The organism is Rhodococcus sp. 24CO, from assembly GCF_050586165.1.
Lineage (GTDB): Bacteria > Actinomycetota > Actinomycetes > Mycobacteriales > Mycobacteriaceae > Rhodococcus_F.
This window is the reverse complement of sequence record NZ_JAZFNF010000002.1, coordinates 355,957-369,454: the sequence shown is the minus strand read 5'-3', so window position 1 is coordinate 369,454 and position 13,498 is coordinate 355,957. Positions and strand designations below refer to the sequence as shown.

The 13,498-nt window shown below is 61.6% G+C and carries 16 protein-coding genes and 1 pseudogene; 11 read left to right on the top strand and 6 right to left on the bottom strand.

Translation table 11 applies throughout. The annotated features are described in order from the left end of the window. Position 1 precedes the first annotated feature (1 nt). From V2B23_RS05895 to V2B23_RS05875, 5 genes are all read left to right on the top strand, one after another. A complete protein-coding gene (locus V2B23_RS05895) occupies positions 2-1,471 on the top strand; it encodes an MFS transporter (RefSeq protein WP_430949490.1) in 1,470 nt (489 codons plus the stop codon). 9 nt (positions 1,472-1,480) lie between these two features. Then, positions 1,481-1,894 (top strand): (R)-mandelonitrile lyase, encoded by a 414-nt coding sequence (locus V2B23_RS05890; protein WP_141486793.1) that lies wholly within the window; start codon positions 1,481-1,483, stop codon positions 1,892-1,894. 27 nt (positions 1,895-1,921) lie between these two features. Next, positions 1,922-2,584 carry a quinone oxidoreductase family protein gene (locus V2B23_RS05885; protein ID WP_430949489.1) on the top strand — a complete coding sequence of 221 codons (663 nt, stop codon included), beginning with the start codon at positions 1,922-1,924 and terminating at the stop codon, positions 2,582-2,584. 44 nt (positions 2,585-2,628) lie between these two features. Beyond that, positions 2,629-2,901, top strand: coding sequence for a zinc-binding dehydrogenase (locus V2B23_RS05880; RefSeq protein ID WP_430949740.1), 273 nt, complete (start codon positions 2,629-2,631; stop codon positions 2,899-2,901). 70 nt (positions 2,902-2,971) lie between these two features. Beyond that, positions 2,972-3,430, top strand: a complete 459-nt coding sequence (locus tag V2B23_RS05875; RefSeq protein WP_430949488.1) for a hypothetical protein — start codon at positions 2,972-2,974, stop codon at positions 3,428-3,430. Between the two features lie 5 nt (positions 3,431-3,435). On the opposite strand, the pseudogene V2B23_RS05870 reads toward V2B23_RS05875, so the two are convergent. Next, positions 3,436-4,085, bottom strand: a pseudogene (locus V2B23_RS05870) (alpha-ketoglutarate-dependent dioxygenase AlkB family protein). A gap of 94 nt (positions 4,086-4,179) precedes the next feature. Here V2B23_RS05870 and V2B23_RS05865 point away from each other — a divergent pair. The 3 genes from V2B23_RS05865 to V2B23_RS05855 are packed head-to-tail and all read left to right on the top strand — an operon-like array spanning position 4,180 to position 5,478. Beyond that, positions 4,180-4,530, top strand: coding sequence for an ArsR/SmtB family transcription factor (locus V2B23_RS05865; protein WP_430949487.1), 351 nt, complete (start codon positions 4,180-4,182; stop codon positions 4,528-4,530). After that, a complete protein-coding gene (locus tag V2B23_RS05860) occupies positions 4,527-5,009 on the top strand; it encodes an SRPBCC family protein (protein ID WP_045065363.1) in 483 nt (160 codons plus the stop codon). Before V2B23_RS05865 ends, V2B23_RS05860 begins: the two co-directional genes overlap by 4 nt. Before the next feature lie 40 nt (positions 5,010-5,049). Then, the gene (locus V2B23_RS05855) at positions 5,050-5,478 is read left to right on the top strand and encodes a VOC family protein (RefSeq protein ID WP_045065366.1); all 429 of its coding nucleotides are present in this window, start codon (positions 5,050-5,052) and stop codon (positions 5,476-5,478) included. Here V2B23_RS05855 and V2B23_RS05850 read toward each other — a convergent pair. Continuing rightward, positions 5,441-5,734, bottom strand: coding sequence for an Ada metal-binding domain-containing protein (locus V2B23_RS05850; protein ID WP_084702504.1), 294 nt, complete (start codon positions 5,732-5,734; stop codon positions 5,441-5,443). The two genes, V2B23_RS05855 and V2B23_RS05850, sit on opposite strands and share 38 nt — an antisense overlap. Then, entirely contained in the window at positions 5,724-6,443 is a 720-nt protein-coding gene (locus tag V2B23_RS05845; protein WP_430949739.1) for a 2OG-Fe(II) oxygenase, read from the bottom strand. Before V2B23_RS05845 ends, V2B23_RS05850 begins: the two co-directional genes overlap by 11 nt. A 206-nt stretch (positions 6,444-6,649) precedes the next feature. Here V2B23_RS05845 and V2B23_RS05840 point away from each other — a divergent pair, with 206 nt between their 5' ends. The 3 genes from V2B23_RS05840 (at position 6,650) to V2B23_RS05830 (ending at position 11,022) form a co-directional block, all read left to right on the top strand. Further along, positions 6,650-7,987 (top strand): ABC1 kinase family protein, encoded by a 1,338-nt coding sequence (locus V2B23_RS05840; RefSeq protein ID WP_430949738.1) that lies wholly within the window; start codon positions 6,650-6,652, stop codon positions 7,985-7,987. Positions 7,988-8,064: 77 nt separating this feature from the next. Then, the gene (locus V2B23_RS05835; RefSeq protein ID WP_430949486.1) at positions 8,065-9,777 is read left to right on the top strand and encodes a PucR family transcriptional regulator; all 1,713 of its coding nucleotides are present in this window, start codon (positions 8,065-8,067) and stop codon (positions 9,775-9,777) included. A 129-nt stretch (positions 9,778-9,906) separates the two neighbouring features. Beyond that, on the top strand, positions 9,907-11,022 hold the full coding sequence (locus tag V2B23_RS05830; RefSeq protein WP_430949485.1) for an NDMA-dependent alcohol dehydrogenase: 1,116 nt from the start codon (positions 9,907-9,909) through the stop codon (positions 11,020-11,022). Positions 11,023-11,165: 143 nt separating this feature from the next. On the opposite strand, the gene catC is transcribed toward V2B23_RS05830, so the two are convergent. From catC to catA, 3 genes are read right to left on the bottom strand one after another with little or no spacing between them, the layout of a single operon-like run. Beyond that, positions 11,166-11,447: a muconolactone Delta-isomerase gene (gene catC, locus V2B23_RS05825; protein ID WP_430949484.1), complete on the bottom strand. Its 282-nt coding sequence runs from the start codon at positions 11,445-11,447 to the stop codon at positions 11,166-11,168. Between the two features lie 14 nt (positions 11,448-11,461). Next, a complete protein-coding gene (locus V2B23_RS05820) occupies positions 11,462-12,583 on the bottom strand; it encodes a muconate/chloromuconate family cycloisomerase (protein ID WP_430949483.1) in 1,122 nt (373 codons plus the stop codon). Between the two features lie 29 nt (positions 12,584-12,612). Then, complete coding sequence (gene catA / locus V2B23_RS05815; RefSeq protein ID WP_430949482.1) at positions 12,613-13,452, bottom strand: catechol 1,2-dioxygenase; 840 nt, start codon at positions 13,450-13,452, stop codon at positions 12,613-12,615. Between the last annotated feature and the right edge of the window lie 46 nt (positions 13,453-13,498).

Below are 13,498 nucleotides of genomic sequence, written 5' to 3'. Positions count from 1 at the left end.
CATGACCACCGTCGACACTGCCCGGACCGGTCGCGTCAACTCCACGGCAATCCTCGCGATCATTCTGATCAGCTACTTCATGATCCTGCTCGACAACTCGATCATCTTCACCGGGCTGCCAAGCATCGCAGCCGAGATGGGGTATTCGGCGACCGGGTTGTCCTGGGTGCAGGACGCGTACACCCTCGTGTTCGGCGGCCTTCTCCTTCTCGGCGCGAGACTCGGCGACATCTTCGGCCGTCGCCGCGTCTTTGTTGCCGGGTTGGCGATCTTCGCAGCCGCGTCGTTCCTGGTCGGGGTTGCTCCCAACGGTTGGTGGCTCATCGCGGCCCGCGCCCTCCAGGGTGTCGGCGCCGCGGTGGTCGCACCGGCATCACTGTCACTCCTGACGGCAAGCTTCCCGCCAGGGCGCGAACGGACACGCGCGGTTGCCTGGTACGGCGCAGCCGCCGGGATCGGCGCGAGCCTCGGCCTCGTGATCGGCGGTGCCCTTGCCGATTGGGTGTCCTGGCGCGCAGGATTTTTCATCAACGTCCCGATCGGCATCGCGATGATCGTTCTCGCACCGCGGTTCATTCCCGAAACAAAGCCGAGCACAGGACGTTTCGATGTAGCCGGCGCCGTCTACGCCACACTCGGAATGGCCGCACTGGTCTTCGGCATAGTCAACTCCGCCGAAGCCGGATGGGCATCACCGACCACCTTCCTGACGCTGACGCTCGGTGCGGTTCTCCTGGCTCTGCTGATTCGCAATGAATCGCGCGCGGAGCAACCCATCATGCCGCTTCGACTCTTCCGCTCTCGCGAACGATCCGGCGCCTACGCCGCCCGCATGTTGTACCTCGGCGCCATGATCGGATTCTTCTACTTCACCACTCAACTTCTGCAGGGCGCAATGGGATTCAGCGCTTTCCAAGCCGGTGTGGCCTTCTTCCCGATGACGGTCGTCAATTTTGCAGTTGCACTGCTGATTCCGCGATTGACCCCTCGATTCGGAAACGCTCCGTTGCTCGCCGCGGGTGTGGCACTCACATTGGTAGGTATGACGTGGCTCAGCTTCGTGCATTCGGGCAGCACTTATCTGAGCGGCGTTGCACTACCGATGATCTTGATCGGCGCAGGCCAAGGTCTCGCGTTTGCGCCGCTCACCGCTGCCGGAATCGCCGGGGTGAAGGCCGACGACGCCGGGGCCGCGTCCGGACTGGTCAACACAGCACACCAACTGGGTAGCGCACTGGGACTCGGCATTCTCGTCGCGATCTCAGCCGGGGCCGGATCCGCTGCGGAATCCCCGAAAGAAGCACTCACCGAGCATGTCTCGACTGCACTGACCGCAGGCGCCGGCCTCCTTGCCGGTTGCCTCGTCATACTTCTTGTCTTCATCGTGCCGCCAGCGGGTAAACGAAAAGCAGGTCGAAGAAGTGCGAGTTTGCAGAGACAGTCAATCGAACATCGTTCATCCACAACATAAGGAATTCCCATGGAGATTCTGAAGCAACCGCCCACGAGCAAAGCTCCCGCAGACTGGTTCACCGGCGACGTCTGGTGGGACGTCATCTACTCAGGCCAGGAACCGTCACGCATGCGCGCCAACATGGTTCGCTTTGCGCCGTGCTCACGCACAGACTGGCACTCCCACGCGCTGGGGCAGACCTTGCACATCGTGTCCGGCACCGCCCTGATTCAGGCTCGCGGCGGCGAGATCATCGAGGCTCACCCCGGTGACACCGTCTACACACCGCCCGGCGAAGAACATTGGCACGGCGCGGCGCCCGACCACTTCATGAGCCACCTCGCCTTGTGGGAAGGTCCCGGCGACGGCAGCACGGAAACAACGTGGGGCGACAAGGTCACCGACGAGGAATACAACGCCCCTCGTAGCAATCGCCGGTGAAGTCCGAATATCAAGGAGCGCAACATCGTGACTGAGACCATGACTGCATTGTTCGGTGGGCAGGGCCCGGACTGGGTGGCCCACGAAGTTCCCGTTCCCGAGCCTGGCCCCGGACAGGTTCTTGTGCGCACTCATGCCGTCGCACTGAACAACGCCGATCCGCAGATGCTCGCTGAGTTCGACACACCGGGCTCCGACAACGCGTACGTCGCCGGATACGAATTTGCCGGTGACATAGCAGCACTCGGCCCCGGTACCCACAACCTCACAGTGGGCGATCGTGTCATGGGAACTGCGCCGAGCAGTTTCGCGCAGTTCGTCCTCGCGGATTACCGGCACGTCATAGCCATGCCCGACAACCTGGAATACAACGAAGCCACAGCCCTGCCGACCGCACTACTCACCGAACACGGGGCTCTGATGCTCGCCGGCTACACGCCGGGACAGACGGTACTCATCACGGCGGCCACGTCAGGCATCGGCCTGCTGGGAGTTCAGATCGCGAAGGCGTTGGGCGCAGCCGCCGTCATCGGCACCACACGATCTCCGGACAAGGAAGACGTATTGATCAAAGCCGGCGCAGACACCGTTGTCGTCACGACGAATCGAAATCTCACGGACGCCGTACTCGAAGCAACAGATGGTCGAGGAGTCGACGTCGTACTCGACCACGCCGGCGGCAGACTCTAGCGGCCTGCCTACCCGCCACCCGAGACGGCGGGCACCTCGTCAATATCGGACGCCTCGACGCCGCGCAGTCCACGATCGACCTGGACGCGCTCTCCTACCGCCATCTTCACCTGCATGGAGCATCATTCGGCTTCGGTCGAGCAGAAGAACTCGGGAACGTGATTGCTGCCCTCGCCAACGAGGTCATACCTGCTGTCGTCGACGGTCGGATACGTCCCGTCATCGACAGCATCTATCCCTTCGTGGAAGCGTCCGACGCGGCACACCGCATGCGTAGCGGCAATACCGTCGGAAAGATCGTGATGCCGATGCCCTGATCGATCTGTGCGTCACACCCCAACAGGATGAATGGTTCGTTTTCGGTCTGACTCATGGCACGCTGATCCCATGGAGCCTCTCGAACCGATGCGGCCGGTGAGCGTTCACGCGCCGATGCAGACTTCGACGCCGAGATGGAAATCTGCGGCGGTCATGCTGGGAACCATGTGCGCCTTTGCGTATGCCCTGCTCTCGACTGGAACCGGAGCCGGCTCTGTTGTGATGGGAGTTGCCGTCAGCCTTGTCGGCATAGTCCTCTATGCCATGTCGATATCGCGCACGCTGAGAGAGAACGCGGGCAAACGGATACCGATGTGGGGCGCCCCTCCGGTGTCTCCGCGCGAGATGGACCTGCTTGCCGGAGTCGGTATGCCGTTGTTTGCAGCCGGCACCTTGACTGCACTCCGAGCGTCGGGAATGAATTGGTCATACCTCTTCCTCGGACTGTGCGCGATGGTGTCAGTTCTAGCTTTGATACTGCCTGCCCTCATCCATAATTCACGCGTGAAACGGGCATTGGCAGCCTGAAAACCTCACCGCATACCGGTATCCCGGAGCGTGATGTTCAACCGGCCAGACGTCAATCCGCTGTCCGGATATACGCTTCTGCAATAACTTTCGGGACTCCGTGGTAGGCAAACCGTGACTCTCCACCGAACACGAAGAGATCGCCAGACTGAAGTTCGATGTCGGTGTAAGGCCGGTTTCGATTCTCCGTGTTCCCGAAGCGGAATATGCAACTCTGGCCGATGCTCAGGGACACGACGGGCGCGTCGCAGCGTTCGTCCTTGTCCTGATGCATTCCCATCCGGGCGCCGTCGTCGTAGAAGTTGATCAGCGCCGTGTTGGGGGTGTAGATCTCACCTGAATCTCCGTACGCCACTCGCACAGCTTTGCGCCCCAACTCGATCAGCCACTCGGGTAGTGCGGCTACAGCCGCACCGTTCACATCGTCGGCCGTACGCGTGTATTTGTAGGGCTGCCAATGCCAGCCGAGGCACACGGTTTGGACGGACATCTTGTGTCCACCCGGAACCACCGCCGAGCGCATCGGGACCGGCGCGGTTGCCCACTGTCGACATTCGCTCACGAGCGTGCGCTGTTGGTCCAGGCCCAGCCAATCCGGAACGTGGACGGCTCCCGGGGATACCTCCATCCGCGGGCGCGGGATCAGCGCGTTCATGAGTTCCAGGCTAGTAGGCGCCGAGGCATTGACACTCTGCACCTCGACTCGTATCGTAATCAACAGATTGGTTGATAAAGGAGATGATTGACAAGTGATCGTGGATCCCGGGGCCGATGATCGTCTCGACAAGGCATTCATGGCACTTGCCGACCCGGTACGACGACGGATCATCGCCCGCCTGAGTACCGGACCCCAGACGGTCAACGAGCTGGCCGAGCCGTTCGAAATAACGAAACAGGCTGTCTCCAAACATATTCAGGTACTCGAAACCGCGGGTTTGGTCACTCGCAGCCGCGACGCCCAGAGGCGCCCAGTGCATCTGAATGCCGCAGCACTCGAGGCTTTGACGGCCTGGATCGACCGCTATCGACTGGTCCACGAACAACAGTTCCGAAAACTTGATCACCTACTGCACACCACACAGAAGGAGACACAGACATGAGCACCACCAATCCCGTCACGATCACGGCGCCCGAGGGCGTTCCGTTCATCGACATCACGCGCGAATTCGACGCACCCGTGAGTGCCGTGTTCGCGGCCCACTCTGATCCCGAACTGGTCAAGCAATGGCTCGGCCCCAACGGGTACGAGATGGACATCGAGGAATACGACTTTGTCAGCGGCGGTCGATACAAGTACATCCACCGCGATCCAGAGGGTGGCGAGTACACGTTCAACGGCGTTTTCCACGTTGTTCGTGAGAACGAATTTGCCATCCAGACCTTCGAATACGAGGGCTTCCCCGATGTGGTCAGCATCGAATCCATGACGTTCGAGGATCTGGGCAACGGGCGCACCCGCCTCTCCGGCCACTCCGTATATCCGAGCCTCGAGGCGCGCGACGGCATGATCGAGAGCAATATGGAGCGCGGCGTCGTCGAAGGTTACGAGCGCCTGGACAAGATCGTCGCACAGTCCTGATCACCTGTTTGCCCGATTACTCACTGCGGAAGGCACTCTCATGGATTGGACCCTCGAAGTAGTCATCGTTCCGGTCAGCGATCTCGAGCGCTCCATTGCGTTCTATCGCGATCAGGTCGGATTCAATCTCGATCACCACACCGTGAACGAGCACATGACGGTCGCCCAGCTCACGCCACGTGGATCGGGTTGTTCCATCGTCATCGGCAACCTGCCGTCACAAACCGAGATGCCTCCCGGCTCGTTGAAGGGCCTGCAATTGGTTGTGTCCGACGCGGCAGCGGCCAGGCAGGAGCTCATCGACCGGGGCGTCGACGCCAGCGAGGTCACAGTTTTCGACGAGCGTGACGGCGGCACCCTCTTCGGGTTCTCCGATCCTGACGGCAACACCTGGGCGGTTCAGCAGCTGAAGGTTCGCGGTGAAAAGCCGCTCATTCCGAAGGAGTACCAGGACCGCTTCGGCCAGTAGAAGCAGCCTTCCACACTGCGTAGTCCGCGGGCATGCAGACAGCACAGGGTCGATAGCCGGCCGCAATCGCGGTCGGCTCGTCGGCGAAGAACACCCGACTGGCGACATACCCACCGCGCGCGATTGCGCGCGCGGCCCCTCGGCAGTCGAGTCGACCGTAGATCTTCGTTTTCCGGTGTCCACCAAGCACCCCGGGCGTCTGACTCTCGTACGGTTTGTTGTGGGCGTCGCGGAGGATGTACGACTTATTCGGCATCATGAAGCACCAATCCCAATGTTCGACGCGCCCCTGACCGCACGACGCTGACACCATGTCGCACAGGCGCTCTGGACCAACCGCGCGCGCTGGGAACCGGCCTGTCCCTGGTGGTGAAAATCAGGGCATGTCCTTGCTCGAGCACTGTGACGGTTCCCTTGGACTGGGCGCGCGGCCGCTGCTCCACCAACATGAATTCACCACCCGTGTAATCGACGTTCGGCTTGTCCAGCCCGATCACCACTTGCATCGGAAATACCAACTCGCCGTACAGGTCCCGGTGCAGCGCATTCCAGTCGCCACGGCCGTACGACAGAAGAATCGGCGTCGGACGCTGTTGGCCGCTGTCATGGCACAACTCGATCCATTCGTCGAAGGTATCCGGCCAGGGCGCGTGGTCCCCCAGCTTGAAAGCCCACTCACGCGCAACAGGCAGAAGCTGCCGGTAGAAGGCGGCTCGCATGACGGCGATCGGCTCCGGTACCGGATCACGAAAGTATCGGTACTCCCCTTGCCCGAATCGGTACCGGGCCATGTCGATCATGCTCCGAAACCGGCCCACCTCCGAGTACCACGACGCGATTTCCTTGCATTCCGACTCGTCGAGCAACGGCCCGGTCCGGGCGCACCCACTGGTATTGATTCCTTCGATCAGCGCAGGCCAATCGAGGGAATCGACACGAGCGGGCAGATCGGTGAAGTGGTCCATACGTCGTAGACGATCCGGCGCGCAGAAACGTGAGAACAGCCCATGCTGTACGTAGGCTGAGTCATTGCCCGCACTCGGCAAGTTAGTGTGACTCGACATGCTGACTAAAGTCGACCGTTGAACAAGGGAGAGCCGTGCCGGACCACACGCGACGTCCAGTCGGTCCTTACTCTTCAGGGGTGCCCGTAGGCGCTCTCGATGTACGTATGCCTGACCTGGAACGATTCGGCCTCCCCCAGCTGTGGCGATCGGCAGTCATCGCGGTGGTGCTGTCCACGTCGATCATGCTTGCTCTGATCGTGTGGCCGTTCCGCAGACGCGGACGCACCATCGCTGACGCGGCGTCCGACGGTGTGGTGGACGGCTTCATCACCCTCGGCCCGACGTTCGTGAAGCTCGGGCAACTGGTTGCGTCGTCGTCGGGCATTTTCCCGGCACCACTGGCCAATGCCTGCCTCCGGTGCCTTGACGACGTGCCACCGTTCCCCGCGCAGCAGGCCCGCAGCGTCGTGGAAGCCGACCTCGGATACTCGATCTCCGAGCTGTTCGCGACGTTCGACGATCAGCCGCTGGCGGCTGCATCGGTGGCGCAAGTACATGCGTGCGTCCTGCACGACGGACGTGAAGCTGTCATCAAGATTCAGCGGCCGGGTATCTACGCCCGCATGCTCATCGATCTCAGGGCCGCATATCGAGGCGCGAGAATTCTCGAGAAGTTCGTCGAGTTCCTACGAATAGCCAATGCTACGGCCATTATCCGCGACCTGCACACTGCCACGATGACGGAACTGAACAGTGCCGTGGAAGCCGATCGACAGACGACGTTCCGGAACAACATCGGCGCTTTCGGCGACAACAAGGGCGTGACGACGCCCGAGGTGTACTGGGATTACTGCGGGCCGCGGGTGATCTGCATGGAGCGAATGCGGGGTGTTCCTCTCGATCGTTTTGTCGCGAGTCCGGACGGCGTCGACGAAGCCCGGATGCTGATTCGGCGCGGCGTGAAGGTTTGGCTCGAATCCGTCATTGTTCACGGGCCATTTCACGGTGATGTTCACGCTGGAAATCTCTGGGTCCTCGATGACGGTCGAATCGCGATGCTCGATTTCGGAATTGTCGGAATTCTCCCCGAAACGTGGCAAACAATTCTCACCGACATGTTTCGTGCAACATTGATCGACGGAGATTTCGCCCGTGTCGCCCGCGGTATCCGCGCCTTGGGATACGCCACCGACTACGAGGTGAACGACGACCAACTCGGCCTGCAGGTTGCCACGGCATTGGCGCCAATTCTGGGGCGCGACCTGGGAGAACTCAAGTTGAGTGAACTCATCATGGCGCTGATCCAGCTAGGCAGACAGTGGGGTGTGGCCAGCCCCGAGGAATTGGTTCTGTTCGGCAAGCAGCTCGGCTATTTCGAGCGTTATGCCACCGCGCTCGCACCGGGCTGGGTTATCGGTCAGGACCTTTACCTTTTCAAGAATGTGTTTCCCGACGACGTCACGGCCAAGGCGCACAATTTGGGAATCACCCTTCCGGAATAAATCTGCCTAACTTAACTACTACGACAATCCAGGCGCGGGGATTAATCTGAAGCAACCCCCTGCGCTAGGAGCACGCCGTGCAAACAGCACCCGCCACCATTGCCGAGCAGAAGTCCGCAGACAACCGAATCAGCGGAACCACCCCTGCAACCACCATCGGCACGCTCATCACCTCTTTCGACAGTTCCGTTATCGAATTACTCGTCAGTCCGGGTGGGCTCGATGTCGAAATTCGATCGATGACACTCCTCGAGGACTCCGACGTCGACGGCTCGGAACCCCCGGGCGCACTGTCCGACGTGTATCTGCCGGTCGGAGTTCCGATTGATTCGGTGATCGAGTGGCTGGTCGCGTCGGAGCACCATCCGCACAAGCCGAAGCTGGTGCTCGTCAAGAATGCCGGCAACGAAGGCGCATTGCGGGCAGCCGCGGAAAAGTCGGGAATTGCACTCGCGTCCGTTCACCCGAAGGCCAGCTCCGGTCACATCTACTCGCTGATACAGCAGTTGCTCATCAAGAACACGTACCGCCGTCGTACTGCCCCTCAAGGTTCTGGGCTTGACCCCACTGGCGATTCCGACTTGTTCGCGCTCTCCGAGACCGTCGCCGAACTGACCGGCGGCTTGGTCACGATCAACGACAATGCCCAGCACATCCTTGCCCATTCCACTGGACACGAGAATGAGGACGAACTGCACCAACGGTCGGTGCTCGGCCGCGAATGGCCGAGCGGCTACAGCGAATGGCTGCAGAAGCGAGGCACGTTCGAACATCTACGACGCTCGGACGAGATCATCGACATCCCGGCCGCGCCGGAGTTCGGCGCCGCACACCGGCTGGCCGTCAGCATTCGGCGCCGCGGCACAAGCGTCGCTACCTCCGGCGTGCACCAGCAGCATCTCGGAACCATCTGGGTCCAGACTGCGGGAACACCACTTCACGACGGTTCCGACGAGGTGCTTCGCGGCGCAGCAGAAGTGGCCTCACGCATCGTGATCCGGATTCTCGACGCGTCTCGCCGGGAGAGCGCCCAGATCCAGCGACTGTTCGGCGCCCTGGGCGGCGGCGTCGATATCACTTCCCTAGCGGATTCACTCTCGCTGTCCCTCGACGGACCGGCCGCTGTGGTGGGATTTGCGACCACCGAGCAGACCCCGGCCGAGTTGCGGCGGATGACGAACTCACTGCGCCTGCACGCCAGCGCTTTCCGACGTGACGCCGTCACCACGGCGATAGTCGACCGGATCTACGTGCTCTTCCCTCATGCAGAAGGCGAATCGCTGATCAGCGACTGGGCCTCCGACACAGTTCACTATCTGGAGAGTTCGTCGGATATCGTCGCGCGGGCTGCAGTCGCGGTGATGATTCCCCGGCTGTCCGGGGTGCCGGAGGCCCGCAGAGAAGTCGACCGGGTACTCGATGCTCCCGGCGACACGCCCTCCCGCGTCACTACTCTGGCTGCCTCCCGCACCGCAGTGTTACTCGGCGAAATCCTCGACCTGATCGGGGATCACGACCGACTGCGCGATCCCAGGGTGGATCGATTGTTGTCTTACGACGACAAGAACTCCTCGGACATGCAGTTCACACTCACGAGCTACCTCGCTGCGTTCGGTGATGTGAAAAAAGCTGCGGCCTTGCTGAAAGTGCACCCCAACACGTTGCGGTACCGCGTCCGTCGCGCTGAACAGATCATGGGAATCTCGCTCGACGAACCGGACACACGACTACTGACAGAGCTTCAACTGGCGCTCGTCAGCCGGGGACCGTCTGAACCCGAACGGCTGTAACACCTACCGTGTGAACCGCTCCCAGAATCGCGCTCCGTCCGATCAACGAGACACATCACGTACCGCACTCCAATTGCGCGGTACACAACACTCGTCAATGAATCGAACACGTCTAACTCAGGAGCACCCTTGAGAACTCGCGGAGCCGTCATCCGTCAAGCGCCCGGCAAGTACGAGGTCGTCGACCTCGAACTCGATTCACCCCGCACCAATGAACTGACCGTCAAAATGGTTGCCTCCGGCCTGTGCCATTCCGACGACCACATCGCCAGCGGCGATCATGCAGTGGGCCGCTACCCCATCTGCGGTGGCCACGAAGGCGCGGGCATTGTGGTGGAGGTCGGCCCGAACACCGAGGGATGGACCGAAGGCGACCACGTCATCTTCTCCTTCCTTGCCGCCTGTGGCCGATGCCGTTGGTGTGCAAGCGGAATTCAGAACCTGTGCGACAACGGCGCAGCAATCATGACGGGTGGTCGTCCCGGCGACGCCGAAAGCTACCGCATGTCGTTGGACGGCGAGCCGGTTTCACAGACCTGCGGCCTTTCCACCTTCAGCGAATACACCACGGTCAGCACGCTCTCCGCCGTCAAGGTGGACAAGCACCTCCCGCTCGAGACGCTGTGTCTGCTGGGCTGCGGCGTCGGCACCGGTTGGGGCGCAGCCGTCAACTCCGCCCAGGTGTACCCGGGCCAGACCGTGATCGTCATGGGCGTCGGCGGCATCGGAATCAATGCGGTTCAAGGCGCCGCGCACGCCGGCGCGGCACACATCATCGCGGTGGATCCAGTCGAATTCAAGCGCACGAGCTCCCTGAAATTCGGTGCCACACACGCAGTGTCCACGATGGAAGAAGCAACCGACATCGCTCGGTCCTTCACCAACGGCCAGGGCGCCGACTCCGCGATCGTCACGGTCGGCGTAACCACTGGAGACCATGTGGCACAGGCCTTCTCATCCATCCGTAAGGCCGGCACCTGTGTGGTCACCGGACTGGGCAAGATGACGGACATCGGAATTCCCGTGAGCCTGATGGAACTTACGCTCTACCAGAAGAGAATTCAGGGATCGCTCTTCGGCGCCTCCAACCCCACTGCCGACATCCCGTGGATGATCGATCTCTACACGAGCGGAAAGCTCAACCTCGACGGGTTGATCACCAACCGCTACTCCCTCGATCAGATCAACGAGGGCTTCGCGGACATGCATTCCGGCCGTAACCTCCGCGGCGTTATCAACTTCTGACACGCGCTGTCTGGACTCCTCCTCAGGTCGAGTCCAGACAGGTCGGATCAGCGTCCCATCGCCCGACGCGCCCATCGATCAGGTCGGCGAGATCGCGGCGTACGCGAATCAACCGCTCTCGGCGACTACGCAGGCATGACCGGCTACTTGATCGAAGATCCGTGTTGCGTCAACGGCATGACTTCGATGCTCATGTACGGAAACAGAGGCAGATTCCACAGAATCTCGTGCAGTTCGTCAGCCGACTCGACATCGAAAATGCTGATGTTGCTGAACTGACCCACGATTCGCCACAAATGCACCCACTTGCCACGGCGCTGAAGGTCCTGCGAGTACGCCTTCTCCGTTGCTACGGTCTCCGCGCGCACCACCGGGTCCAGATCGCGTGGAATATCGACGTCCATCCGTACGTGAAAAAGTGCCATGTTCTTTTGTTCCTCTAGTTCCTGGTCCAGGTCTTGACGGCGTCCATGTTCAGTTCGACTCCCAGGCCAGGCCCGGACGGAAGGTGCAACTGACCTTCGGAATACTTCAGGGGTTCCTGGAGCAATTCTTCACTGAAGAGCAACGGTCCGAAAAGCTCTGTTCCGAAGTTGATTCCGGGTTCGGCGCAGGCGAAGTGCAACGAAGCCGCTGTGCCGATCGGCCCTTCGATGGACGTCGCACCGTGGCATGCGATACCCGCAGCCTTGGCGATCGCGACGATGTCGCGACTGCGCTGGAGGCCACCGCATTTGGTGGTCTTGAGGGCGATGACATCGGCAGCGCTCCGACGCGCGATTTCCAGAGCGTCGTGCGGGGTCTGCACGCTCTCGTCAGCCATGATCGGAATCGGCAGCAGCCTACTGAGTTCGGCGAGGACCTCGATTTGGTCTGCCGGAGTGGGCTGTTCGATCAACTCGACGCCGCCCTCGGCGAGTTGCGGCAGGTACCGCAGCGCGGTGAAGCGATCCCACCGCGCGTTGACGTCGACGCGGACACCGGCATGACCGTCGAGCGCCTGCGCGATCTCGACGATGCGCGCAACATCGACGGCAGGATCGAGCGCGCCCATCTTCAGTTTGAAGCTGAAATTGAGTCGGGCTTCGAGCTTTTCGTGAGCTTCCTCGATGATCTCTGCCGCCGGCGCCGCGCCCAGTGCCCATGTGACGTCGACGCTTTCGCGGAAGGCTCCGCCGAGCAGCGTGTGCACCGGCACGCCCAGGCTACGGGCCCAGGCGTCATGCAACGCCACGTCGACGGCTGCCTTCGCGAATCGTGCATTGGCAACAACTTTTTCGATGCCGGCCATGATCGCGGTGATGTGGTCGACGCGCCTGCCGACCACCACCGGTGCGATGTACTTCTCGATGATGACCTGCATCGTCTCCACCGATTCACCGCCCCACCACGGGCCCCCCGGAACGACACCTTCGCCGTATCCGATCACTCCGTCGGAGGTGCGAATCGCGACCAGCAACAACGGCTGCGCTGTCATCGACGTGGTGGCGAATTTGTGGGGGCGAACCAGAGGAACGTCGAGGATGGTCGTCTCGATGGAGACGATCGACAGGTCTGTCATCAGATCACTTTCTCGTGGTCAGTTGCGAATCAGGCCGGATCGAGCACGAAGTCGTACGTGACTCGGTTCGTTCCGTCTGCGCCGGGCTTCGGGTCGAGAATCAGTTCGGGCTTCGTGGCCGTTGCGACGTCGTCCTCGATCCACTCACCGCCCGAGAAGTACAGCTGGGTGGTGATCGTGCGCTTTCCGGGAGCCTTCACCATGAGGTGCAGGTGCGCGGGACGCCACGGGTGCCAGCCGGCCTTCTCGATGAACCAGCCGGTGGGTCCGTCGGTCGGAATCTGGTACGGCGCAGGCTGAATCGTGGTGATCTCGAAACGTCCTTCACCGTCGGTCGCGATCGTTCCGCGCAGATTGCCGTCGGGGATGTGCGGCGCGAAGTGGGAGTAGTACCCCTCGTCGTCCGCATGCCACAGCTCGACAGTTGCACCGTCCAGGCCCTTGCCGTCGAGGTCGCGAACCTGGCCCTCGAAGACCAGCTTCGATCCAACCTCGTTGTCACGCATGGGAAGTTCGCATTTAGCCGGCAATGCCTTGGCGTCGGCCACGTAGTACGGACCCTCGATGCTGCCCTTCGTACCGCTCTGTCCACGGTACGCAACCTCTTCGACGTTGTGCTCGAGGAAGACGTCCAGCCACAGTGGCCATTCACCGAACTGGCCGATGTCGATCAGCCACTGCTTGAGCACCCGATACTCGGGGTACGTGACGCCGTGCTTGTCGATGACGCCGGCAAGTGCCTCGAGGACGTCCTTGGCGATCGCCGAGACGCGCTCGGGCGGGGTGTCCGCACTGACGCGCTCCTGCAGGAACTTGTCGGTGGCGGCAGTGCCCGAACCTACTGCGGTGGGGCTCTCGGAAGTGGTCATGTGGTCCTCCTCGGGGCCGTGTATGGCTGTTACCGGGTGGGCGCCG

Bases quoted from the DNA above. Each gene is read 5' to 3' on its own strand.
- V2B23_RS05895 (WP_430949490.1), top strand. From the start codon at position 2: ATGACCACCGTCGACACTGCCCGGACCGGTCGCGTCAACTCCACGGCA.
- V2B23_RS05890 (WP_141486793.1), top strand. From the start codon at position 1,481: ATGGAGATTCTGAAGCAACCGCCCACGAGCAAAGCTCCCGCAGACTGG.
- V2B23_RS05875 (WP_430949488.1), top strand. From the start codon at position 2,972: ATGGAGCCTCTCGAACCGATGCGGCCGGTGAGCGTTCACGCGCCGATG.
- V2B23_RS05860 (WP_045065363.1), top strand. From the start codon at position 4,527: ATGAGCACCACCAATCCCGTCACGATCACGGCGCCCGAGGGCGTTCCG.
- V2B23_RS05855 (WP_045065366.1), top strand. From the start codon at position 5,050: ATGGATTGGACCCTCGAAGTAGTCATCGTTCCGGTCAGCGATCTCGAG.
- V2B23_RS05850 (WP_084702504.1), bottom strand. From the start codon at position 5,734: ATGCCGAATAAGTCGTACATCCTCCGCGACGCCCACAACAAACCGTAC.
- V2B23_RS05845 (WP_430949739.1), bottom strand. From the start codon at position 6,443: ATGGACCACTTCACCGATCTGCCCGCTCGTGTCGATTCCCTCGATTGG.
- V2B23_RS05840 (WP_430949738.1), top strand. From the start codon at position 6,650: ATGCCTGACCTGGAACGATTCGGCCTCCCCCAGCTGTGGCGATCGGCA.
- catC (WP_430949484.1), bottom strand. From the start codon at position 11,447: ATGGCACTTTTTCACGTACGGATGGACGTCGATATTCCACGCGATCTG.
- V2B23_RS05820 (WP_430949483.1), bottom strand. From the start codon at position 12,583: ATGACAGACCTGTCGATCGTCTCCATCGAGACGACCATCCTCGACGTT.
- catA (WP_430949482.1), bottom strand. From the start codon at position 13,452: ATGACCACTTCCGAGAGCCCCACCGCAGTAGGTTCGGGCACTGCCGCC.